The organism is Syntrophaceae bacterium (assembly GCA_013177795.1).
Classification (GTDB): domain Bacteria; phylum Desulfobacterota; class Syntrophia; order Syntrophales; family UBA2192; genus UBA2192.
Map to the genome: position 1 here is coordinate 100,919 of JABLXY010000001.1, position 19,939 is coordinate 120,857.

The window sequence follows — 19,939 nt, forward strand, 5'->3', positions numbered from 1 at the left end:
GGACATCGTGTTTATCATCACTCGGGCACTCTCGCCCCCAGCCGGCTGCCACCCGCTGCGTCGATACCCGGTCCCCGTTCTCAATCGGGCAGCTTCGTCCCCATCAGCCCCGTCGGGCGGAAGAGCAGGATGAGGATCAGCAGGCCGAAGGCCACGGCGTCGCGGAAGCCCGCCAGCTCGGGCATCAGGGCCACGAGCATGATCTCCGCAACGCCGAGGAGAAGCCCTCCCAGCATCGCGCCCGTGATGTTGCCGATGCCTCCGAGGACGGCCGCCACGAAGGCCTTGAAACCGGGGATGATGCCCATGAGCGGGTTGATCTCGGGGTAGCGCATCGCCCACATGATCCCGCCTGCCGCCGCCGCGGCGGAGCCCACCGCGAAGGTGATCGAAATGATCCGGTTGACGTCGACGCCCATCAGGCGCGTCGTCTCCATGTCGTGGCTGATGCACCGCATCGCCCGCCCCGTTTTCGTCCGGTAGATGATGAACAGGACGGCCGAGAGGATCAGCAGGGTGAGCAGGGGGGTCCACACGACCAGGGCGGGGAACATGAGGCCGGCGACCTCGTAGACCTCGCTGAACATCTCCGGGGTCGGGAACCCTTTCGGGCGCCCGCCGAAGACCACCAGCCCGAGGTTCTCCAGCAGGAAGGACACGCCGATGGCCGTGATGAGGGCCGAGATGCGGGGGGCGTTGCGGACCGGGACGTAGGCGCCCTTGTCCATCATCACGCCAAGGACAGCGGTGAGGGCCATCGCGATGACGAAGGAAGCCCACCAGGGCAGGCTGAACATCAGGATGCCGAAGTACGCGAAGTAGCATCCCATCATCATGACGTCGCCGTGGGCGAAGTTGATGAGCCGGATGATCCCGTAGACCATGGTGTAGCCGATAGCGATGAGCCCGTAGAGGCTTCCCAGGGCCACCCCGTTGATCATCTGCTGGAGGAAAAAAGTCAGTTCCACGAGGCCCGTTCCCGGTCGATCCCGTTTACAAAAGAGGGGCGATCGTTCCATCGCCCCTCTTCGCCCGGCAATTTATTGCATCGTGCAGCGTTATTTCTTTTTCGGCGCCGCCTTCTTGGGCTCGGGCGCCACGCCGGCCGGCTCGACGGTGGCCACGTACCGGAAGTCGCCCCCGCGGACCTGGACGATGACAAGGCTCTTGATCGCGTTGCCGTCCTCGCCGATCGTCATGGTGCCGGAGATGCCCTTGAAGTTTTTCGTGTTCGCCAGGGCCGCCCGGATCTTCGCGCCCTCCGTCGATTTCGCGCGCTCGATCGCGTCGGCCAGCACGAAGTAGGCATCCGCGCCCATGACGTCGAACGTCCCGACCTTGCCGTATTTCTTCTCGTAGGCGGGGATGAACTTCTTGGCCAGCGGGGTGTTGGCCGCCTCTTTCTCGAAGTGGCCCGTGAACATCAGGCCCTCGACGTACTGCTTGCCGATGTCAATGAGGGCCTTGTCCTGCGCGCCGTCCCCGGAGAGCACGGGGATGTTCAGGCCTAGGTCCTTGGCCTGCTTCATCGCCAGGGCGACTTCCGTGTAGTAGTTGGGCATGTAGAGCACGTCGGGGTTCTTCGCCTTGATGGCGGAAATCTGGGCCGTGAAGTCCTTGTCCCCGGTCTGGCAGTAGGTCTTGGCGACGATCTGTCCGCCGAGCTTGGTGAAGTTCTTCTCGAAGAAGTCGGCCAGGCCCACGCAGTAGTCCTGGGCCTTGTCGATGATGAGGGCGGCCCTGCGCTTTTTCAGCGTCTCATAGGCATACTTGGCGGCCATCTCCCCCTGGAAGGGGTCGATAAAGCAGACGCGGAAGATGTACTTCTTGCCCTGCGTCACGAGGGGGTTGGTGGCCGTGGGGGAGACGACGGGGACGCCGGCCTTCTCGGCGATGGGCCCGCCGGCCATGGTGTTGCCGCTGATGGAGGAACCGATGATGGCCACGACCTTTTCCTTCTCCACGAGCCGTGTGACGGCATTGGCGGCCTCGATCTTGTCGCTCTTGTCGTCGACGAGGACCAGTTCGACCTTCTTGCCTAGGATGGTCGGCTTCATCTCGCGGGCGAACTGAATGCCCTGCCAGGAACCTTGGCCGTAGGCGGCGACGCCGCCCGTCATGGGCAGAAACACGCCGATCTTGATCGTCTCCGATTTCGCCTGGGCAAACGCGGGCGCGGGCATCGAGACGGCCAGGCCCAGGACCAGCAACGCGACCACCAGGTGTCTCATCTTCATGGCTTTCCTCCTTATTGGCGTATCCATGGTTCAGGATTCGGGACAGGCCAGCGCGGTCAGCGGGCGAAGACGCCCGGCACGGCGCTTCTCTAGCACAGGGAATTTCCTGAAGTCAACCGGATTCTCTCCGCTCTGCACCGGGCTTATTTCCTCTCCTTGTCCCGGTGGCGCTTGCGGAAGATGAGGCGGATGGGGACGCTCGTGAACCCTAAATCCTCGCGGATGCGGTTCGCAAGGTACCGCTCGTAGGAGAAGTGGATCGCCTTCGGCTCCCGCACGAAGAAGACGAAGGTCGGCGGCCTGACGCGGGTCTGGGTGGCATAGACGATCTTGTTGGGGCTGTTGCGGTACATGGGGGCGGGGTTTTCGGCCACGTACCCCTCGACCCGGGCGTTGAGTTCCGCCGTGGGGATCCGCTTCGTGTACTCGGCCCACACGGTGTCGATGAGCTCGAAGATGCGTCCCACCCGCTGCCCGGTCAGGGCCGACACGAAGACGATGGGGGCGAACTGGAGGAACTTGAGCCCGTCCCGCAGCTTGTTGACGTAGACCCCGACGGTGCTGTTGTCCTTTTCCACGAGGTCCCACTTGTTGACCACGAGGATGCAGGCAACCCCCTTCTCGAACGCGAGCCCGGCGATCTTGGCGTCCTGCTCTGCCACCCCCTCCACGGCGTCGATGAGGATGAGCGCCACGTCGCAGCGGTCCAGCGTTTTCAGGGCCTCGATGACGCTGTACTTTTCGAGGGCCTGGCTGATCCGGCTCTTCCTCCGGATCCCTGCCGTGTCGACGAGGACGTACCTGCGCCCCCCCCGCTCGAAGGGGGTGTCGATGGCGTCCCGCGTCGTGCCCGGCAGGGGGTTGACGATGGTCCGCTCGTAGCCCAGGATCTTGTTGACCAGGGAGGACTTGCCCACGTTGGGGCGCCCCACGACGGCGATCCGGATCGGCTCCTCCCCCTGCTGCTCCTGCTGACCTTCTTCGCCCGGGGGTTCCGCACCGGGGATCCCGGCGGTCACGGCATCCATCAGCTCGTCCACGCCCCGGCCGTGCTCAGCCGAGATCGTGTAGAGGGGCTCGATGCCGAGGCGGTAGAAATCGAGGACGTTGCCGTCGTGGCGGGGGCCGTCGATCTTGTTGACGGCATAGAAGACGGGCTTGCCGTAGGACCGCAGCTGCCGCACGATCTCCTCGTCGGACGGCGTCAGCCCGTCCCTGCCGTCCATGAGGAAGATGATGATGTCGGCCTGCTCCATGGCGAGCCGGGTCTGCTCGCGCATCTGCATGAGGATCGTTTCCGTCGAGACGGGCTCGAAGCCGCCCGTGTCGACGACGGTGAAGGCCTTGCCGTGCCAGGAGGCATCGGAGTAATTGCGGTCCCGCGTCGCGCCGGGCTGGTCGATGGCAATGGCCTTCTTCTGCTCCGAGAGACGGTTGAAGAGCGTCGACTTGCCGACATTGGGCCGGCCGATGATCGCGATGAGGGGTTTCATGCGTCGTAACCGAACTCCTTGAGCCAGCGGGGGTCCTTCGTCCAGTCCTTGCGCACGCGGACGAAGAGCTCGAGAAAGACCTTCGCGGCGAAGAACCTCTCCATCTCCAGGCGGGACTGCGTCCCGATTTCCTTCAGCATCCTCCCGCCCCTGCCGATCAGGATCGCCTTCTGGGAATCCTTCTCCACGGTGATCGTGGCCGTGATGCGGATCCGGTTCCTCTCCTCGTCCTCCTTGAACGAATCCACCGTGACGGCCGTCGCGTAGGGAATCTCCCTGTGGGTCAGCTGCAGGATCTTCTCCCGGACGATCTCGGCAGCGATGAACCGTTCGGACTGGTCCGTGAACAGGTCGTCGGGGAAGAGTTTCGGGCCTTCGGGCATTGCATCGCGGATCAGCTCGAGCAGGAGGCCCACCCCGTCGCCCGTGGCGGCCGACACGGGGACGATCTCCCGGAAATCGCGAAGGCCCCGGAACCGGTCGATCAGGGGCAGGAGTTTCGGCTTCTCGACGAGATCGATCTTGTTGATGACGAGGAAAACCGGTACCGCCACCGCCTGGAGCCTGTCGAGGATGAGGCCGTCTCCGGGGTCGTATCCGCGATCCGCCTCGACGAGGAGCAGGATCAGGTCGACCTCGCCGAAGACGCTCACCGCCGCTTTCACCATGGAGCGGTTCAAGGGCGTCTTGGCTTCATGGATGCCCGGCGTGTCGAGGAAAATGAACTGCCCGTCATCACGGTTCAGAATCCCCGTGATCCGGTTTCTCGTCGTCTGGGGCTTGCGGCTCGTGATGGCCAGCTTCTCGCCCACGATCGCGTTGAGCAGCGTCGACTTGCCCACGTTGGGCCGCCCGGCGATGGCGATGAATCCCGATTTAAACAAGTCCCGCGACCTCCGCGATCGATGTCCCGTATTCCCGCAGACCCTCCTGGAGCCGCAGGGCGCCCCGCGGGATGCAGGGGTCCGGCCGGACGGTGATCGCCCGTCCGCCGAAGCGCGCCCGGAGCCACGAGCGGTTTTGGCCGTGCGGCCCGTTGAAATTCGACAGGTCAGCGGGGGCGACCCGGAAAACCGCCTCCGCGCCTCCTGCGGCCCTGTCCATCAGCCTCGCGGCCATGGCCCGGAAGATCTGCGCCTCCACGAGGCTTCGGAAGGAGGGGTGCCACGGGCCGGCGAGTATGCCGTCCCCCCTGGTCATCTCGCCGGTCGCCTGCAGCCCGAGGCGGATGACGGGAATCCCGGCGTCCGAGAGCCTCACGAGCGCCGTTGCACACCACGATACGGCCTCTGCCAGTGTGAGGGGCTTGTAGCGCCCCATGGCAGACAGGCGGGCCAGCTCCGTGTCGCGAAAGACGAGCACGGGGTGGATGCGGACCGTGTCCGGGCGGATACGGATCACCTCCGCGACGGTGGCCTCGAACGAGCCCCGGCACTCGCCGGGGAGGCCCGCCATGAGGTGAAGGCCCGTCTCGAAGCCCCGGGCCTTGCACAGGGTGACGGCCCTGCGGACGTCGTCTGCCGTGTGACCCCGTCCCGACTGCTGGAGGACGGCGTCGTCCAGGGACTGGGCCCCGATTTCCACGGCGCCGACACCCATCGACGCAAGGAAGTCCAACCCGGCCCCGTCGATGTCATCGGGGCGTGTCGCAATGCGCACGGAGCGGGCGGAGCCTTCAGCGATGAGCGCGGCCGCCCACCGGAGAAGCTCCGTCTGTTCCGCCCGGGACATTCCCGTGAAGCTTCCGCCGTAGAAGGCGATCTCCAAGCGGTCATGCCCACCGCCGCTCGCCGCGAGGGCTGCGTGCACCGACTCGCGCATGCCGGCCTCCGTCACCGGGGCGGCATGGCCCGCGATGACCCTTTCGTTGCAGAAGACGCACCGGTTGCGGCATCCGCGGTTGCGGAGGAAGAAGGGCACGATGAGCGGGCGTGAACGTTCTGCCATGAACCTTGTCTTCAATTCGTTCTGTGCCGGGTCAACATCCGTAACAGGTAACAGGATTGTCCTGTCCGCGGTCTTTTCCTGTCACCTGCGACCTGACACCTGTCACCCTTCTTTACTCCTGCACGTCCTCGCCGTTGTCCGGCGGGCGGAGCTTTTCGATCGCCTCGAGTGCCTTCTTGGCCGCGCGCTGCTCGGCTTCTTTCTTGTTGCGGCCGAGCCCCGCCGTGCTCACGATGTCGCCGACGCTCACCTGGATCTGGAAGACCTTGTCGTGGTCCGGCCCGAACTCCCGGATCACGCTGTACCGGGGGATGACCCGAAAGCGGTTCTGGACGACCTCCTGGAGGCTGGTCTTGTAGTCCTGGTACAGGTCCTTGACGGTCCCCGCATCGAGCAGGGGCATAAAGAGCCTGCCGACGAAATCGCACACGGCGTCGAAGCCCCTGTCGCAGTAGACGGCGGCGATAATCGCCTCGAGCGCGTTCGCCAGCAGCGAGCTCTTCATCCGGCCGCCGGAGATGTCCTCCCCGCGGCCGAGAAGCAGGTAGTCGCCCAAGTGAAGCTCCCCGGCCAGCCTGGCCAGGGGCTTTTCGTTGACGACGGAGGAGCGGATCTTGGAGAGATCCCCTTCCGTGCAGTCCGGGTACTTCCGCATCAGCATGTCGCTGACGCACAGGGTGAGGACGGCGTCGCCGAGAAACTCGAGCCGCTCGTTGTCCTGCTTCAGAAGCTCCGGGTTCTCGTTCGCGTAGGAGCGGTGCGTGAGGGCGCAATCCAGAAGGGAAGGGTCCCTGAACCGGTACCCCAGGGCCTCCTCGAGGGCTTCGAGCCGCATCCGGCGGTCACTGTTCATGGCAGACCCGTGCATGCGCCGTCCCGGCCTCCGCGGATTCGATGACGACACCCATGAGGCGGTTCATCCATGCCGTTTTCCCTTCCGTAAAAAGCACCGGGATGTAATTGCCGGTGAACCCCTTCAGACGGCCCGTTTTCCTGTCGCGGCTGCCCTCGACGAGCACGGTCTGTCTCGACCCGACGGCCCGCTTTGCAAATTCCTCCCGCTTGACGAGGCCCAGGGCCCTGAGTGCTGCCGCGCGCTGCGAGCGCACGGACGGCTCGACCCTCCCGGGAAGCGACGCGGCCGCCGTGCCCGGCCTCTCCGAGTAGGGGAAGACATGCAGGTAAGACACCGGGAGCGCACGCAGGAGTTCGGCCGTGTTCTCGAACTCTCGTTCCCCCTCGCCGGGGAAGCCCGTCATGACATCGACGCCGATGGCCACGCCCGGGATCTCCGCGACGATCCTGTCGACCAGGCCGCGGAAGAAACGCCGGTCGTACTGCCTCCCCATGGCGGACAGGATGCCGTCGTCTCCGCTCTGCAGCGGGATGTGCAGGTGCGGGCACAGGACCTCCGACTCCCTGAGGCAGGCCAGCAGCTCCGCGGTGATCTCCAGGGGCTCGATGGAGCTCAGGCGGAGCCTTCCGCCCAGGCCGGCACCCTCGATGCCCCGAATCAGGGAGGGAAGATCCGCGGCCGGGGAGAGATCCTTGCCCCATGCGCCCAGATGCACCCCCGTCAGCACGATCTCGCGGTAACCGGCGGCGCTCAGAGCCTCGACGCGTCCCAGAACCTCCCGGAACGGCATGCTGCGGCTGGGGCCGCGCGCCGACGGGACGATGCAATAGCTGCACCGGGCGTCGCACCCGTCCTGGATCTTGAGAAAGGCCCTCGTCCGCCCGGTGAACCGGTCGGCGGCGGGGCCCGAAAAGCGACGGGCCCTTCCGATGTCCCCGACCCGCACCTCGGGGGGGCCGCCGTTGAGTGTCCCGACGAGGTCGGGGATCGTCTCCTTCTCCACGTTGCCGGCAACGAGGCGCACGTTGGGCAGCGTCACGAGCTGATCCGGCGCAACCTGGGCGTAACAGCCCGTCACGATGACCGGGGAGAGGGGGTTTCGCCGGGCCGCCCGGCGGATGAGCTGCCTAGACTGGAAGTCCGTCCGTGCCGTGACCGTGCAGGTGTTGACGATGCAGACATCGGCGTCGTCCTCGAAGCCGACGAGAACGTGTCCCCTCTGCCGGAGGCGCTCCGCGATCCCCGCCGACTCGCACTGGTTGACCTTGCAGCCGAGAGTCACCAGGGAAACCCTCTTCGGCCTCTCATCCGGTGCGCTCCCGGCTCGGAGCGCTTCGCTCTGGCTTTCATCCATGATCAGACCCTTGCAGACCGCACGCGGCGGCACGCGAAGCGCTGCCGGCGCGGAGGGGTCTCCATCGTCGGCACGTTTTTTGAAGTTGAAATCTAGAACGTGGTCGAGGCTTTGTCAAGATGCAATAATTAGTGGATATCACGACGGAATCGTGCTATTCAGCACAAAACCGCACAAGGGGGATCATGATGGATGCCATTGCCGGGTTCATGTCCGAAAATGGGGTCATCGTCCTTCTCATCATCCTTGCCGCCGTCGGCCTGTTTTGGCTGCTCAGCCGCTTCTTCAAGCTCACCCTCGTCATCGCCGTCGTCGTCCTGGCCATTCTAGCCTTTCAGCACTTCAGCCCGTCGGGGGACCTGAAAACGAAATTCAGGGGCGTCATGAACCAGATCACGGCAAAGGCCGGTGATGTCAAGGAGAACGTGAAGGACTTCTTCACGGACAAGAAGAGCAAACTGCAGAAACACATGAACGAGGCCCTGCAAAGCGATGAAAAGAAAAGTGCCGGCGCGGGGAGTAAAAAGTGACCCGTCAAGGGCTTCCCCTCCCTTGCTGAGCGGTTGATTGCGCAGGGATTTCCCCGTACGGGGTTGAAAGGCCCCTGACCCGGGGCTCAATCAGAACAGGTCGATGGACATCGCCCTTGCCGGGCAGGCGGTGACGCAGAATTCACACCCGTTGCAGCGCTCGGGGTCGAAGATCACCTTTGAGGTCTTGGGGTCCATGTGCAGGGCCTCGGTGGGGCAGAAGGCAATGCAGGCGCCGCAGTGAACGCACCTGTCGGTATTCTGGGTCACGCTTTTCGAAAGGGGTTCCACGCGGAGCCCCTTTTCCTTCATGAACCGGACCCCGGCGTCGAAATTCTCCTTCGTCCCGCTGAGCTCGAGAACCATGACCCCCTCACGGCGCGGGAAGATCCTCGCCTTGAGGATGTTGAAATCGAGGTCGTACTTCTTCGCGAGATGACACGCGATCGGCTGATCGACGTTTTCCGCGCTGTACCGGATGATCACCTTTTTCGTGACGATGGATGACATGGTACGCCCTGCCTGTTTGGCTAAACCTAAGTGATCCCCCATGGTTTGTCAAGGAGCTTCTCCCCGGCCCGGTCCGAGGATCGCCACCCAGTCCATGAGGGGGAAGGTCGCGTGCAGCGAGTGGTCGTCATCGACCAGGCGGTAGTCGAGGTTCTCGAATACCGTCTCGGCGATGGTTTTCACTTCGGACGGCGGTACGACGTCGTCGTGCTTCCCGTGAAAGAGCAAAACGGGGACCTTGACCCTCCTGCAGAGGAAGCGGGAGAAATCCGGGACGTGCAGGGCAGGCGCCAGCAGGACGACCTTCCGCACCCGGGCCTCGTTCTCGCAGGCATAGATGGCGGCCATCAGGCCGCCGAAGCTCGAACCCACGAGGAGCAGGTCCTGCCTTCCGGCCAGGAGGCGGTCGAGCTTTACCATGCGCTCCTCCAGCGGACCGCCGTAATCCTCGATGATCATGTCGGGATAGCGCTCCCGGAAGAAAACCCCCTTCGTCCCCCGGCTGCTGCTCTCGAGACCGTGAATGAATACCCTCGTCATCTTGCATCCCCCTGCATCGGCTGGAGTCTTATAGCCTCTTCCCCGAAATATCGCAACAGGGAGGAACATTGAGCCTCGTGAGAGGTGGCGGCGTCTTTTTGCTTCGGCAACCCGGCAGGCCGGACAACCTCGGGGCCGAAACGCCGCCTCCGCTCATTGCGTTGCCCGATGCGTTATGCTAAACAAGCACTTTCCGGAGGTGTTTATGGCGCTGGTGATCCCGTTCAGGGCCGTGCGGCCGCAAAAGAGATTCGCCCGTGACGTGGCCTCGTTCCCCTACGACGTTCTCGACAGGGATGAGGGGCGGGCGATCATCCGGGACAATCCGCTGAATTTCCTGCGCGTGGAGAAATCCGAGGTCGATATTCCGGACGAGATCCGGGATGACGACCCCCGGGTCTTCGAGAAGGCCCGCGAAAACCTGCGGACTTTCATCCGCGAGGGCATCCTGTTCCAGGATGAGCGCCCCTGTTTCTATGTCTACAGGCAGAAGGACGCGGCGAGGGAGCAGGTCGGGATCGTGGGGTGCGTCAGCGTGGCCGAGTACGAAGCGGGGCTCATCAGGAAGCATGAGCTCACGCGGCTGGACAAGGAAAACGAGAGGGTGAGCCACATCGACACGGCAGGCGCCCAGACGGGCCTCGTCTTTCTGCTGTACCGGGCCAGGCGCGAGATCGACGGGATGGTCGCCCGAATCGTGCAGGGCCCCCCCGAGTACGATTTCACCACGCCCGACGGCGTGTCCCACACGGCGTGGGTCGTCAGCGACGACGAGACCATCAGGGCGCTGCAAAGCGAATTTGCCAAGGTGCCGTGCCTCTACATCGCCGACGGGCACCACCGGGCGGCGTCGGCCTCGACGGTCGCCCGGCTGAGGCGGGAACGGAATCCGGGGCACACCGGCAGGGAGGAATACAACTTTTTCGTCGCGACCCTGTTCCCCCACGAGCAGCTGAAGATCCTGGACTACAACCGGGTCGTGAAGGATCTTCGGGGCCTGAGCGTGGAGGGATTCATGGAAAAGGTCCGGGAGAGGTTCATCCTTTCACCGGGCTTCAGGGAGCGATCGCCCTCCGCCCCCCATCAGTTCGGCATGTACCTCGGCGGCCAGTGGTACCGGCTCGAGGCGAAGCCGGAACTCTACGAGCAGGCCGACCTCATCGGCAGGCTGGACGTCTCGATCCTCCAGGATCATCTCCTGGGGCCCATCCTGGGGATCCGGGACCCGCGCACCGACGAGCGGATCAAGTTCGTCGGGGGCATCCGCGGGATGGAGGAGCTGGAACGGATGGTGGATCAGCGGGGCTACGCCGTCGCGTTTTCGATGTGCCCGCCGGGGATCGAGGAGCTCATCGCCATCGCCGATGCCGGCATGATCATGCCCCCGAAATCGACCTGGTTCGAGCCGAAGCTCCGAAGCGGGCTGTTCGTGCACCTGATCGACGAGGTGTGAGGCAAAGCGCGGCAGGCCATCGGCGCTGAGGCCCTCGGCCCGCCTGGCGCCGAATGACAGCAACCCGATGCCGTCCGGCTTGCGCGAAGGCAGGATACATGTATGCAGGAGGATTCGCTGGTTCACGAGGATGAAACCGTCGAGACTCTTTGCGGGGGTCGCCTGAGGGTCATCCAGAAGAAGCGGGGGTACCGGTACACGATCGATTCCTTCCTGCTGGCAGGGTTTGTGGAACCGAAGGAAACGGGCCGAATCCTCGAACTCGGCGCAGGCAGCGCCGTGATCAGCCTGCTGCTGGCGCACCGGCATCGCGGCCTGCGGGTCACGGCCGTGGAAGTCCAGGCCGGTCTGGCGGACATGGCAAGGCGCAGCGTCTCCCTGAACGGCCTCGACGACCGGGTCACGGTCCTGCAGGGGGATATCCGGAAGGCCGACGCGTTTCTGGACGCGCAGGCCTGGGATGCGGTGTTGTTCAACCCCCCCTACCGGAAGTTGGGGACGGGGCGGGTCAACCCCCTGGACGAGAAGGCTCTCTCGAGGCACGAGATCGCTGGCTCCGCTGCCGAATTCCTCCGGGCCGCTTCCCATGCGCTGAAGACCGGCGGAAGGGCATGCCTGATCTACCCCTGCTCTCGGATGGCGGAGGTCATCCACGGCATGCGCGCCCTGAAGCTGGAGCCGAAACGGATACGCCTGGTTCATTCGAAACCGGGATCGAGGGGTGATTTCTTCCTCGCGGACGGGCTGAAAGGGGGCGGCGAGGAGCTGACCGTCCTTCCCCCGCTCTATATTTACGGGAAGCAGGGCGGCTACTCCGAGGAGATGGTAAGCCTCTTCAGGTCGCTTGCCGACGTCTCAGGATAGACCGGGTCATCGTCTCCCGGAGGATCGACTTCAGCTCGGGGTCAGCGACACCGGCAAGTGTTTTTTCGATGTAATCTTTTTCGTCGGCCCTGAGGTCGGCGGCATCGAGCGGCACGGCCTTCGCGGGGGGCATGGCAGGCGGGGCTTCCACGTCGCCGATGAAGAACCGGATCTGCGAAACCGACGCAGCGCCGAGGATGCCGTTGAGCTTCTCGATGATGTCCTGTTTCATGAACTGCAGCTCGTGCATCCACACGGACGTCGAGACGCGAACGTACAGCACGCCCTCACGCAGCCTGTCGGGCTGGGCCTTTGCCGCGATCTGGGGCCCGACGGCCCGGTTCCATGCGTCGATCAGGCGACGGTCCTTGACGGGGAGATGAATGGACTTCCTCCGCAGGGTGTCCGGGAGGATGTCCCCGAGCAGCCGGGGAGCCGATGACTTCCTTCGCCGTCTCATGCTGGAACCATGGCACAGGCCGGGGCGGCAGTCAAGAATCGGAAGATGCGACGTTCCGGGGACGGAACCCATGAAGAGAAAGGAATGAACATGAATCTTTCAGCACTGGTCGAGCAGGTCCGGAAACACCCGGATTTTCACAAGGCCGGGATGATCCTCTGCCACAACGGGGTCGTGCGGGGCACGTCGCGGGACGGCAGGCCCGTCTCCGAGGTGACCGTCCGAGCGGACCGGCAACGCCTCGAGACCGTTCTTGCCGAGATCAAGGCCATGCCGGGGATCATCGAGGTGTTGGCCCACGTCAACGAGGGGACCCTCAGGGTGGGCCAGGACGTGATGTTCGTCGTCGTGGCCGGCGACTTCCGGGAGAACGTGTTCGACGCCATGATGACGGCCGTGAACCGGATCAAGGCGGAGGTCACGTCAAAAAACGAAAAATAACGGCTTGGGGATACGGCTCATGGCAACGGGCAGGAAATGGGAATTCCGCGCCGTGCGCCGCATGCCCTCAGCCCTCAGCCGGTTTCACGAGGTATGCATGAACCCCGTTGTCGTCAAGGCCAATGTCGTCGTCTTCATCGCGAGCTTTTGCACGCTCGTCATCGAGCTCGTGGCGGGGCGGATCATGGCCCCCTACGTGGGGGTATCCCTCTACACCTGGACGAGCATCATCGGGGTCGTCCTGGCGGGGATCAGCATCGGCGCCTGGATCGGGGGGATCCTGGCGGACCGCTACCCCCGGCCGGCCACGCTGGGGTGGCTGCTCTTCCTGTCCGGGCTCGGCGCGTTGACCATCGCGCCGCTCGCGGATCTCATCGGCGCCGCCCAGCTGCAGACCTCCCTGATGCTGCGGATCCTGCTTCTGACGACGGCGATCTTTTTCGTGCCCTCCACGCTGCTGGGCATGATCTCGCCGGTCGTCGTGAAACTCACGCTCGACAACCTCGACCGGACGGGAAACATCGTCGGCAAGATTTACGCCTTCTCGACACTCGGCTCCATCGTCGGGACCTTCGCGACGGGCTTCTTCCTGATCTCCTGGTTGGGGACGCGCACCATCCTGCTCACCACGGGTGCCACCCTGATCGTGTCGGCCTTCCTGTTCGGCGGCTTTTTCCTGCGGCGCAAGGCCGCCGTGATCACCGCGGCCGCCGTCGCCGGCGTGGCGGTCCTCCTCGGCACGGTCCTCGGTTACGCCTACAAACCCCGGCTCGACGAGAAGACCTACTACTACAAGGAGAGCGACTATTTCACGATCAAGCTCAAGAAGTACCCCATCAGGAACGGGACGGCCGAGGGGGAGGCGCTGATCCTCGACAACCTGATCCATTCCATCAATGACGTCAACGACCCCGCCTTCCTGGACTACGACTACATCCGGATCTACGAGGAGCTGGTCAGCTGGCAGATGCGGTCGCGCAGTTCTGTCGACGCCCTATTCATCGGCGGGGGCGGCTACACCTTTCCCCGATACATGGAGACGCGGTACCCCGGGGCGCGGATCGATGTGGTGGAAATCGACCCGGAGGTCACCCGCGTGGTCTACGAGTACCTGGGCCTGCCGCGCAGCACATCGATCCGGTCTTTCAACGAGGACGGCCGATGGTTCGTCATGAATTCCCGGGATCGGGGCCGTTACGATTTCATCTTCGGCGATGCCTTCAACGACCTTTCCATCCCCTACCACCTGACGACCCGGGAGTTCGCCGAGCAGCTCAAGGCGTTGCTCAAGCCCGACGGGTTCCTGATCGCGAACCTCATCGACAGCGTCACGGAGGGGCTGTTCCTGCCGTCCTATATCCGGACCCTCGAGGAGGTCTTCGGAAAGGGGAACGTGAACCTGCTCGTCCTGGCGCCGGAGCTTCGGCGCCTGGGGATCGCCACCTGCGTGGTCGTGGCAAGCCCCCGGAAATGGGACATGGAGGATTTCGCGCGTGTGACCGCCGGCAGGGCAGGCGGAAGGATGACCGCCCATCTCGTCCCCCAGGAGGAGCTGCAGGAAATCCTCAGGGTGCGCCCTTCGGTGATCCTCACGGACGACTACGTCCCCGTGGACAACCTGACGGCGCCCATCTTCGAGGCCCGGTACGGGTACAAGAAAAAATAGGCTCAAACCGCAGGCAGCAGGGGAGGACGGCGACGGGACAGGCGGGCTCCGGCTGACGGTCCGGCCCGGCCGTTGCCTTCGGTCGCTGAATGGTGTAGAAAAAGAACAGGCCGAAGATTTCGGGAGCCGTCACGACAGGGTGCAGCCATGGATGAGCGGGAGCGCCAGAAACTAATCGCGAAACTCAAGACCGCGGGATCGTCCGAGGAGAGGGACCGGATCCTGTGGTATCTGGCCGGGCAGGACAAGGACGCCCGGGGGAGGGCACAGCGGGCCGAGCCGATGGGGACGAGGAAGCCCGCATCGGCCAAGGCGGAGGACAAGCCGCGCGCGGGCTTTCCCTTGGGGAAGCTCGGCGGCGTGGGGTCCTTCACGGCGCTGCTGTTTCTCTTCTACGGGCTCGTTACCGTCGTCACGGCCGTGATGAGGATCCTTCAAGGCCAGATGGCGGGGGACGAGATCAGGCAGCTCATCATGGGCGGCCTGTTCCTCCTGTTCGGCATCGTCATCTATCTCCGGGGAAGACGGCAGCAGCAGGAAACCGCAGAAGAGACATAGCCGGCGACCCGGACCGAAACCTCATTTCAGCCGGAAGTCGACGCGGCTCTTCTTCACGTCCTTCTTCGCCTCGGGTTCCAGTGTCTTGGGCTCGAGGATGAAAATCCGTCCCGGTTCGAACTCGCCTTTTTCGCGGAGGGCCTCCGACACCGTCTCGGCCCGCTTCATCGCCAGGAGGCGCAGGTCATCCTCCTTGACCGTGATGTGGGTCATCATGAGCTTCTCCATCTCCTCGTTGGGCAGGCTCTTCTCCATCCCGATGAGGTTGCGCGGCTTCGGGAACTTCTCGGCGCTGTAGGCCCTCTTGAGATAGCGGTCATATTCCTGCTTGTCGATGGTGATGGAGTCCACGGACTCGACCTTCTCGCCCTTCCGGACCAGATCGTTGAGCTTCTGGGCCTTGAGCTTCCTCTCGAACTGTTGGCGGATGAGCCCCTCGCGGTCCCGTTCGAGGTCCACGCCGCCGACGATGTCCAGCCTGAGGGACGGCTTGGCCTTCAGGGCCTTGGTCAGCGTCTCGATTTTCTTCAGGTTCGGCTCGGAAAGATCCGCCCTGCCCGGGTCGAACTCGATGTAGCTCAACTCCTCGCCGCCCCCGAACAGGGAGCCCAAGAGGGCGAATGGCGCCGTCGCGACCTTGGTCAGGAGGTTCACGATGACCTGGACGACGATGCGCCACACGCTGAACTCGGGGTCGTCGATGCGGCCCGTCACGGGGATGTCGAGGTTGATCTTGCCCTCGCTGTCCCTCAGCAGCGTGATGGCCAAGCCGACGGGCAGCTTGGTGGCCTGGGGGCTCTCCACGCGGTCCCCCAGGGTGAGCTGGTCGATGACCACCCTGTTCTCCGCGTCGAGCTTCATGCCCGAGATCAGGTACTTGAGGTCGAAGGAGAGCGAGCCCTTCTCGATCTTGTATCCCGCGTAGGTGCCGGAATAGGGCGTGAGGGGACTCAGGTTGAAGTCGCGCAACGAGGCCTTGAGGTCCACGAAGAGATTGTCCTTGAAGGGGTGGACCTTGCCGGTGATCTCCATGGGGATCTGGCGTCCGATCTTGCCGCGGATGTCCACGTCGGCCGGTTTGGTCGTGATCGAGGTCACCCCGGTCACGCGACCCGTGAGTTCCGTGAGCGTCGACGAAAAGTTGGGCTTGATCTTGCGGTCGTCGAACACGAGGGTGCCGTTCTGCAGCGAGATACGGTTGATCTCGATGTTCTTCGCGAGGATGTCGCCGATGGATTCCTTCTTCTCGCCGGGTTCGGCCTCTTCCTGTTTCCCAGGCGCAGCCGTGGCCGCCTCCTCGGCTTCCTCTCCCTCGGCTGTCTCGGGTTTGGCCACGTTCTTCACGTTCAGGGAGCCGTCCTCGTTGACAATGATCCGGGCGAAGAAATCGGCAACCGCGATGTCCTTGATCCGAACGAACAGGGGGTTGTAGCCGGCGGAGACGCTGTTGACGAACAGCGACTTGAATTTGACGAAATCGTCCCCGTTGACCTTGTCCACCGTTGCGACGCGGCCCAGGAGGAGATTCCCCTCGTATTTGACCGTCACGTCCTTGTCCGGGGGCTTGGCGGCCGAGACGGTTCCCTTGGCGGAGATGTCGCCGTCGGTGAAGTTGACGCGGAAACGATCCGTGAAGTACTCCTGGAAGGGCCGGATGCGCACCCTCTTGAGATCGACGTCGAGGCTGGCGAAGATCGGGTTCAGGCCGACGGGGCCGCTGACGGCGACGGAGCCTCTTCCCTTGTTGAGGTCCATCGACACCGACAGCCTGCCCCGGCTGTCCTTCAGGGTGGAGATCTTTTCCCCCTTGATCGAGAGATCCTGGATCAGCGAGCTGACCGGTTCCGCGGGCACGTCGTCGCGATAGGCGATGCGGCCGCCCTTGAGGTCGAACTCGTCCAGGATCAGCGTCGGCAGGGGCTTCTGCTCCGCCGGGGCGGCGGGTTTTGCCGCCGCGGCAGGCCGTGCGCCTTCCTTCTCCATCAGGGTCAGAAGGTTGATCGTCCCGTTCTTGCCCCTGCGGACGTTGAGATCCGGGGAGTCGAGGGCGATCTTGGCGAAGTGAAACTTCGACGCGAGCGGCTCGAGCGACGTCATAACCACGTCGAGGCGCTTGAACCCGGCCACGGGATTTTTTTGACGGTCCTGCAGCGCGAAGTCCTTGAGCGACACGTTGCCGGCAAGGCTGACGGAAGGCGTCCGGGCCGGCCCCATGGAAAAGGTGATCGTGGATTGCACGTCGAGCTTCCCGGCGGGGATCGTGAAATTCATCCCGTGCGGCAGGTACGCCATGTAGAAGGGCAGATCGAGGTCCTCGATGAGGATGTTGAAGAGGGTCTCCCGCGTGTCCGAGAAGATTTTGGTCTTCCCCTCGAGGATGTAGGGGTCGCCGTTGATCACCGCTGCAAATCTCGGCTGGACGTAGGCGTCGACGTACTCCGGGATGTTCGAGATGAAGGGGATGCCCAGCTGAATCTCGCGGACTTCGTGCATGGTCTTGAAGGGCCGGTCGTCGAACTCGACACGGCCGTTCTCGACGACGATGTTGCTCACCGAGAACCGGAACGGCTCTTTCTTCTCGTCCTTCGGCTCCTCTTTCTGCATCAGAGCGAGAAGGTCCGAGACGTTGTAGGTGTTGTCAGGATTCCGGACGAGGTGAATGTAGGGCTGCCTGACGGACAGTTCCTCGATGACGGGCGCCCTCTTGAAGATCGACCGGATGTCGAGATTCACGACGAGCTCGCCGAGGGAGACAAAGGTCTTGTCGCCCGGCGGCTCCTTGATCTCGAGACCTTTCAGCGTCAGGGTCAGCGTGAAGGGGTTCAGGCTCACGTCGGTGAGGGTCACCTTGCGGTGGAGCTGCTGCGACAGATTGTCCAGCAGGAAGGACTTCACCAAGGGGGGAACGACGAAGAACCCGATGACCGTGAAAAGGAAGAGAACGACGGCCGCGCCTATAAACCATCTCTTGAATCGGCCCATCTTGCACTCCGTCAGCAGCAGGTTGCGGGTACGGTGTTACCGGGGGTTGAAGCTTGAAAAAGGCGAGTGTCGTGATCGACGTTTCGTCAGTATCAATTTTGCACAGCCTCTGTTTTTTTTCAACAGGCAATTCGGGGACCCGGCCCACGCCGGGGATCGGCAGGGGCCATAGCCGTATCCCCTGCAGCGGATGCGGCGACGAATCGCTCTGCGACACCCCGGGAAACCCTTCAGGGAAGCGGCTTGCGGGGAGTGACGCCGATCCAGCAGGAGCCGCGGCACGCGCAGAGCCGGAAGAAACGCATCGCGCGGAAGGCGGCAAATGCAGAAAGTGCTTGAAATGCGGAAAAAAAACGGATAGAAAAAACTCACTCCTGATGCGGGAACCGCGAGAACAAAGACACAAAAACCAAGGAGGAGAGCGAGATGGCGAAAGCGAAGAAAGGTGATCTGTTCACGTGCGACGTGTGCGGGCTGGTCGTCGCCGTTGACGAGACCTGCGACTGTGCCGTCGGTGAGCTGATCTGCTGCGACGTGCCGATGGAGAAAGGGAAGGCCAAGAAGGCCGCCAAGCCCGCCAAGAAGGCGACGAAACCCGCAAAGGCGAAAGCGGCAAAGGCCGCCCCGAAAAAGAAAGCGGCCGCTAAGCCCAAGGCGAAGGCGAAGCCCAAGGCGAAGGCGAAGAAGAAGTAGGACTGTCGAGGTTCGGCGCAAGAGGATTTGCCGGGCTCGATTCCCTGGCGGGATCGGATCCGGGCGGATTCCCGATCGAGTGCAGACGAAAAACCCCGCTCCGCGACGGAGCGGGGTTTTCTGTCCGGTCGCTGCCGGGCCCGCGCGGCGCTGAAATTCGTTGACGGATGCGCAAAGATCTCTTACGTTGAAAACACGATACTCATGCAAAGGAGATCCGCCATGGCAAGCAAGAAACTGTTGGAGCTGTTGAATAAGGGGATTGCGCGGGAGATCCAGGTGTCGGTCCAGTACATGTGGCAGCACGTTCAGTGGTCCGGGATTCCCCACTATACGATCAAGGACGAGCTGAAGAAGATCGCCGTTGCGGAGATGAAGCATGCCGAGGCCATCGCCGAGCGGCTGTACTATCTGGGCGGCATCCCGACGACGAAGCCGGATCCGATCTTCGTCGGCAAGACCCTGAAGGAGATGCTGACCAACGACCTGAAGGACGAGGAGGGGGCCATCAAGCTCTACAAGCAGACCATCGCGGCCGCACAAGCGGAAGACGACCCGACGACGGCACGCTTGTTCAGACAGATCCTCGCCGATGAGGAGGAACATCACGATTTTTTCCAGAGTGTCCTCGAAGGCCTGAAGTAGCGCTCACGGGGAACCGGGGAGAAGCGAACGAAAGCCCACGATACCGTGGGCTTTTCTTTTGGGACATGCCGGTGCGGTATAATTTGGCCTGCAAAATAATCCTTGACGGGAGTTATTTGGCATGCCAAATATACGTCAGACGGGATGAAACGCACAAGGATAAGTCCGGAGGACAAACAACCCATGGCGGATCGGGGGCAAGCGGCAATGACCCGCAAGGCGGGTTCGGAACCGAAGGGCCGGGGCAGCGGCGCGGAAAAGCCGGCGCCGAAAGACGACCGGCTGATCTACCTCGTCTTCTCCGCGCAGCACAAACTGCGCACGTACCTGAAGAACGAGATGGCCGAAGCCGGCGTCTCCATCACGCCGGCACAATCGGGAATCCTCTTTCTGCTCAAGAAGAAGGACGGGCAGACCATGTCGGAGCTCTCCTCGGTGCTTTCCCTGGACAACTCGACCCTCACGGGGCTCGTCGACCGTCTCGAGCGGTCAGGCTTCGTCAAGCGCAACGCGAGCACGGCGGACCGCCGCGCCTCTCTCGTCTTCATCACCGAACGCGGCAGAGAGGAGATCGAGCGGGCCCGGGTCGTGATCCGTCGGGTCAACGATCGGATCCGGGAGGGATTCGCAGAGGGGGAGATCGAGTCGTTCAAGAAGATCCTGCGGTCGTTTTTCGTGCGGTTCGAGACATAGCATAACGGGAGGCGCGC

Annotated in this window: 20 protein-coding genes; 9 read left to right on the plus strand and 11 right to left on the minus strand. The window is 63.4% G+C overall.

Annotated features, from left to right (window positions below):
* Positions 1-80: 80 nt before the first annotated feature.
* The 7 genes from HPY67_00425 to mtaB all read right to left on the minus strand — a co-directional run bounded on the left by HPY67_00425 (position 81) and on the right by mtaB (position 7,887).
* On the minus strand, positions 81-1,019 hold the full coding sequence (locus HPY67_00425) for a branched-chain amino acid ABC transporter permease (protein ID NPV03188.1): 939 nt from the start codon (positions 1,017-1,019) through the stop codon (positions 81-83).
* Positions 1,020-1,058: 39 nt separating this feature from the next.
* Positions 1,059-2,237 (minus strand): ABC transporter substrate-binding protein, encoded by a 1,179-nt coding sequence (locus tag HPY67_00430; GenBank protein ID NPV03189.1) that lies wholly within the window; start codon positions 2,235-2,237, stop codon positions 1,059-1,061.
* Positions 2,238-2,380: 143 nt separating this feature from the next.
* Entirely contained in the window at positions 2,381-3,730 is a 1,350-nt protein-coding gene (der, locus tag HPY67_00435) for a ribosome biogenesis GTPase Der (GenBank protein ID NPV03190.1), read from the minus strand.
* Entirely contained in the window at positions 3,727-4,614 is an 888-nt protein-coding gene (gene era / locus HPY67_00440; protein ID NPV03191.1) for a GTPase Era, read from the minus strand. The genes der and era overlap by 4 nt, the downstream gene beginning before the upstream one ends.
* Positions 4,607-5,677 carry a radical SAM protein gene (locus tag HPY67_00445; GenBank protein NPV03192.1) on the minus strand — a complete coding sequence of 357 codons (1,071 nt, stop codon included), beginning with the start codon at positions 5,675-5,677 and terminating at the stop codon, positions 4,607-4,609. Before HPY67_00445 ends, era begins: the two co-directional genes overlap by 8 nt.
* A gap of 112 nt (positions 5,678-5,789) precedes the next feature.
* On the minus strand, positions 5,790-6,530 hold the full coding sequence (gene rnc / locus HPY67_00450) for a ribonuclease III (protein ID NPV03193.1): 741 nt from the start codon (positions 6,528-6,530) through the stop codon (positions 5,790-5,792).
* Positions 6,520-7,887 (minus strand): tRNA (N(6)-L-threonylcarbamoyladenosine(37)-C(2))-methylthiotransferase MtaB, encoded by a 1,368-nt coding sequence (gene mtaB / locus HPY67_00455; protein NPV03194.1) that lies wholly within the window; start codon positions 7,885-7,887, stop codon positions 6,520-6,522. The genes rnc and mtaB overlap by 11 nt, the downstream gene beginning before the upstream one ends.
* A gap of 185 nt (positions 7,888-8,072) precedes the next feature.
* Between mtaB and HPY67_00460 the strand changes: the two genes are divergently transcribed.
* Positions 8,073-8,417: a hypothetical protein gene (locus HPY67_00460; protein ID NPV03195.1), complete on the plus strand. Its 345-nt coding sequence runs from the start codon at positions 8,073-8,075 to the stop codon at positions 8,415-8,417.
* A 90-nt stretch (positions 8,418-8,507) separates the two neighbouring features.
* Here HPY67_00460 and HPY67_00465 read toward each other — a convergent pair whose 3' ends face one another.
* A complete protein-coding gene (locus tag HPY67_00465; GenBank protein ID NPV03196.1) occupies positions 8,508-8,918 on the minus strand; it encodes a 4Fe-4S binding protein in 411 nt (136 codons plus the stop codon).
* A gap of 57 nt (positions 8,919-8,975) precedes the next feature.
* Positions 8,976-9,467: an alpha/beta fold hydrolase gene (locus HPY67_00470; protein NPV03197.1), complete on the minus strand. Its 492-nt coding sequence runs from the start codon at positions 9,465-9,467 to the stop codon at positions 8,976-8,978.
* A gap of 205 nt (positions 9,468-9,672) precedes the next feature.
* Here HPY67_00470 and HPY67_00475 point away from each other — a divergent pair, with 205 nt between their 5' ends.
* Both HPY67_00475 and HPY67_00480 read left to right on the plus strand, forming a co-directional pair.
* Complete coding sequence (locus HPY67_00475) at positions 9,673-10,920, plus strand: DUF1015 domain-containing protein (GenBank protein ID NPV03198.1); 1,248 nt, start codon at positions 9,673-9,675, stop codon at positions 10,918-10,920.
* 102 nt (positions 10,921-11,022) lie between these two features.
* Positions 11,023-11,784 (plus strand): tRNA1(Val) (adenine(37)-N6)-methyltransferase, encoded by a 762-nt coding sequence (locus HPY67_00480; GenBank protein NPV03199.1) that lies wholly within the window; start codon positions 11,023-11,025, stop codon positions 11,782-11,784.
* Here the strand turns inward: HPY67_00480 and HPY67_00485 are convergent.
* Entirely contained in the window at positions 11,756-12,244 is a 489-nt protein-coding gene (locus tag HPY67_00485) for a DUF721 domain-containing protein (protein ID NPV03200.1), read from the minus strand. The two genes, HPY67_00480 and HPY67_00485, sit on opposite strands and share 29 nt — an antisense overlap.
* Positions 12,245-12,334: 90 nt before the next feature.
* Between HPY67_00485 and HPY67_00490 the strand changes: the two genes are divergently transcribed.
* The 3 genes from HPY67_00490 to HPY67_00500 all read left to right on the plus strand — a co-directional run bounded on the left by HPY67_00490 (position 12,335) and on the right by HPY67_00500 (position 14,909).
* On the plus strand, positions 12,335-12,685 hold the full coding sequence (locus HPY67_00490) for a molybdenum cofactor biosynthesis protein MoaE (protein ID NPV03201.1): 351 nt from the start codon (positions 12,335-12,337) through the stop codon (positions 12,683-12,685).
* 97 nt (positions 12,686-12,782) lie between these two features.
* Positions 12,783-14,351 carry a fused MFS/spermidine synthase gene (locus tag HPY67_00495; GenBank protein NPV03202.1) on the plus strand — a complete coding sequence of 523 codons (1,569 nt, stop codon included), beginning with the start codon at positions 12,783-12,785 and terminating at the stop codon, positions 14,349-14,351.
* A 147-nt stretch (positions 14,352-14,498) separates the two neighbouring features.
* The gene (locus tag HPY67_00500; GenBank protein NPV03203.1) at positions 14,499-14,909 is read left to right on the plus strand and encodes a hypothetical protein; all 411 of its coding nucleotides are present in this window, start codon (positions 14,499-14,501) and stop codon (positions 14,907-14,909) included.
* Between the two features lie 21 nt (positions 14,910-14,930).
* Here HPY67_00500 and HPY67_00505 read toward each other — a convergent pair whose 3' ends face one another.
* Positions 14,931-17,891 (minus strand): DUF748 domain-containing protein, encoded by a 2,961-nt coding sequence (locus tag HPY67_00505; GenBank protein NPV03204.1) that lies wholly within the window; start codon positions 17,889-17,891, stop codon positions 14,931-14,933.
* A 426-nt stretch (positions 17,892-18,317) separates the two neighbouring features.
* Here HPY67_00505 and HPY67_00510 point away from each other — a divergent pair, with 426 nt between their 5' ends.
* From HPY67_00510 to HPY67_00520, 3 genes are all read left to right on the plus strand, one after another.
* The gene (locus HPY67_00510) at positions 18,318-18,584 is read left to right on the plus strand and encodes a hypothetical protein (GenBank protein NPV03205.1); all 267 of its coding nucleotides are present in this window, start codon (positions 18,318-18,320) and stop codon (positions 18,582-18,584) included.
* Positions 18,585-18,806: 222 nt separating this feature from the next.
* Positions 18,807-19,229, plus strand: coding sequence for a ferritin (locus tag HPY67_00515; protein ID NPV03206.1), 423 nt, complete (start codon positions 18,807-18,809; stop codon positions 19,227-19,229).
* A gap of 207 nt (positions 19,230-19,436) precedes the next feature.
* On the plus strand, positions 19,437-19,922 hold the full coding sequence (locus HPY67_00520) for a MarR family transcriptional regulator (protein NPV03207.1): 486 nt from the start codon (positions 19,437-19,439) through the stop codon (positions 19,920-19,922).
* Positions 19,923-19,939 lie beyond the last annotated feature (17 nt).

Bases quoted from the DNA above. Each gene is read 5' to 3' on its own strand.
- HPY67_00425 (NPV03188.1), bottom strand. From the start codon at position 1,019: ATGGAACGATCGCCCCTCTTTTGTAAACGGGATCGACCGGGAACGGGC.
- HPY67_00430 (NPV03189.1), bottom strand. From the start codon at position 2,237: ATGAAGATGAGACACCTGGTGGTCGCGTTGCTGGTCCTGGGCCTGGCC.
- der (NPV03190.1), bottom strand. From the start codon at position 3,730: ATGAAACCCCTCATCGCGATCATCGGCCGGCCCAATGTCGGCAAGTCG.
- HPY67_00445 (NPV03192.1), bottom strand. From the start codon at position 5,677: ATGGCAGAACGTTCACGCCCGCTCATCGTGCCCTTCTTCCTCCGCAAC.
- rnc (NPV03193.1), bottom strand. From the start codon at position 6,530: ATGAACAGTGACCGCCGGATGCGGCTCGAAGCCCTCGAGGAGGCCCTG.
- mtaB (NPV03194.1), bottom strand. From the start codon at position 7,887: ATGGATGAAAGCCAGAGCGAAGCGCTCCGAGCCGGGAGCGCACCGGAT.
- HPY67_00460 (NPV03195.1), top strand. From the start codon at position 8,073: ATGATGGATGCCATTGCCGGGTTCATGTCCGAAAATGGGGTCATCGTC.
- HPY67_00470 (NPV03197.1), bottom strand. From the start codon at position 9,467: ATGACGAGGGTATTCATTCACGGTCTCGAGAGCAGCAGCCGGGGGACG.
- HPY67_00475 (NPV03198.1), top strand. From the start codon at position 9,673: ATGGCGCTGGTGATCCCGTTCAGGGCCGTGCGGCCGCAAAAGAGATTC.
- HPY67_00480 (NPV03199.1), top strand. From the start codon at position 11,023: ATGCAGGAGGATTCGCTGGTTCACGAGGATGAAACCGTCGAGACTCTT.
- HPY67_00485 (NPV03200.1), bottom strand. From the start codon at position 12,244: ATGAGACGGCGAAGGAAGTCATCGGCTCCCCGGCTGCTCGGGGACATC.
- HPY67_00490 (NPV03201.1), top strand. From the start codon at position 12,335: ATGAATCTTTCAGCACTGGTCGAGCAGGTCCGGAAACACCCGGATTTT.
- HPY67_00495 (NPV03202.1), top strand. From the start codon at position 12,783: ATGAACCCCGTTGTCGTCAAGGCCAATGTCGTCGTCTTCATCGCGAGC.
- HPY67_00500 (NPV03203.1), top strand. From the start codon at position 14,499: ATGGATGAGCGGGAGCGCCAGAAACTAATCGCGAAACTCAAGACCGCG.
- HPY67_00505 (NPV03204.1), bottom strand. From the start codon at position 17,891: ATGGGCCGATTCAAGAGATGGTTTATAGGCGCGGCCGTCGTTCTCTTC.
- HPY67_00510 (NPV03205.1), top strand. From the start codon at position 18,318: ATGGCGAAAGCGAAGAAAGGTGATCTGTTCACGTGCGACGTGTGCGGG.
- HPY67_00515 (NPV03206.1), top strand. From the start codon at position 18,807: ATGGCAAGCAAGAAACTGTTGGAGCTGTTGAATAAGGGGATTGCGCGG.
- HPY67_00520 (NPV03207.1), top strand. From the start codon at position 19,437: ATGACCCGCAAGGCGGGTTCGGAACCGAAGGGCCGGGGCAGCGGCGCG.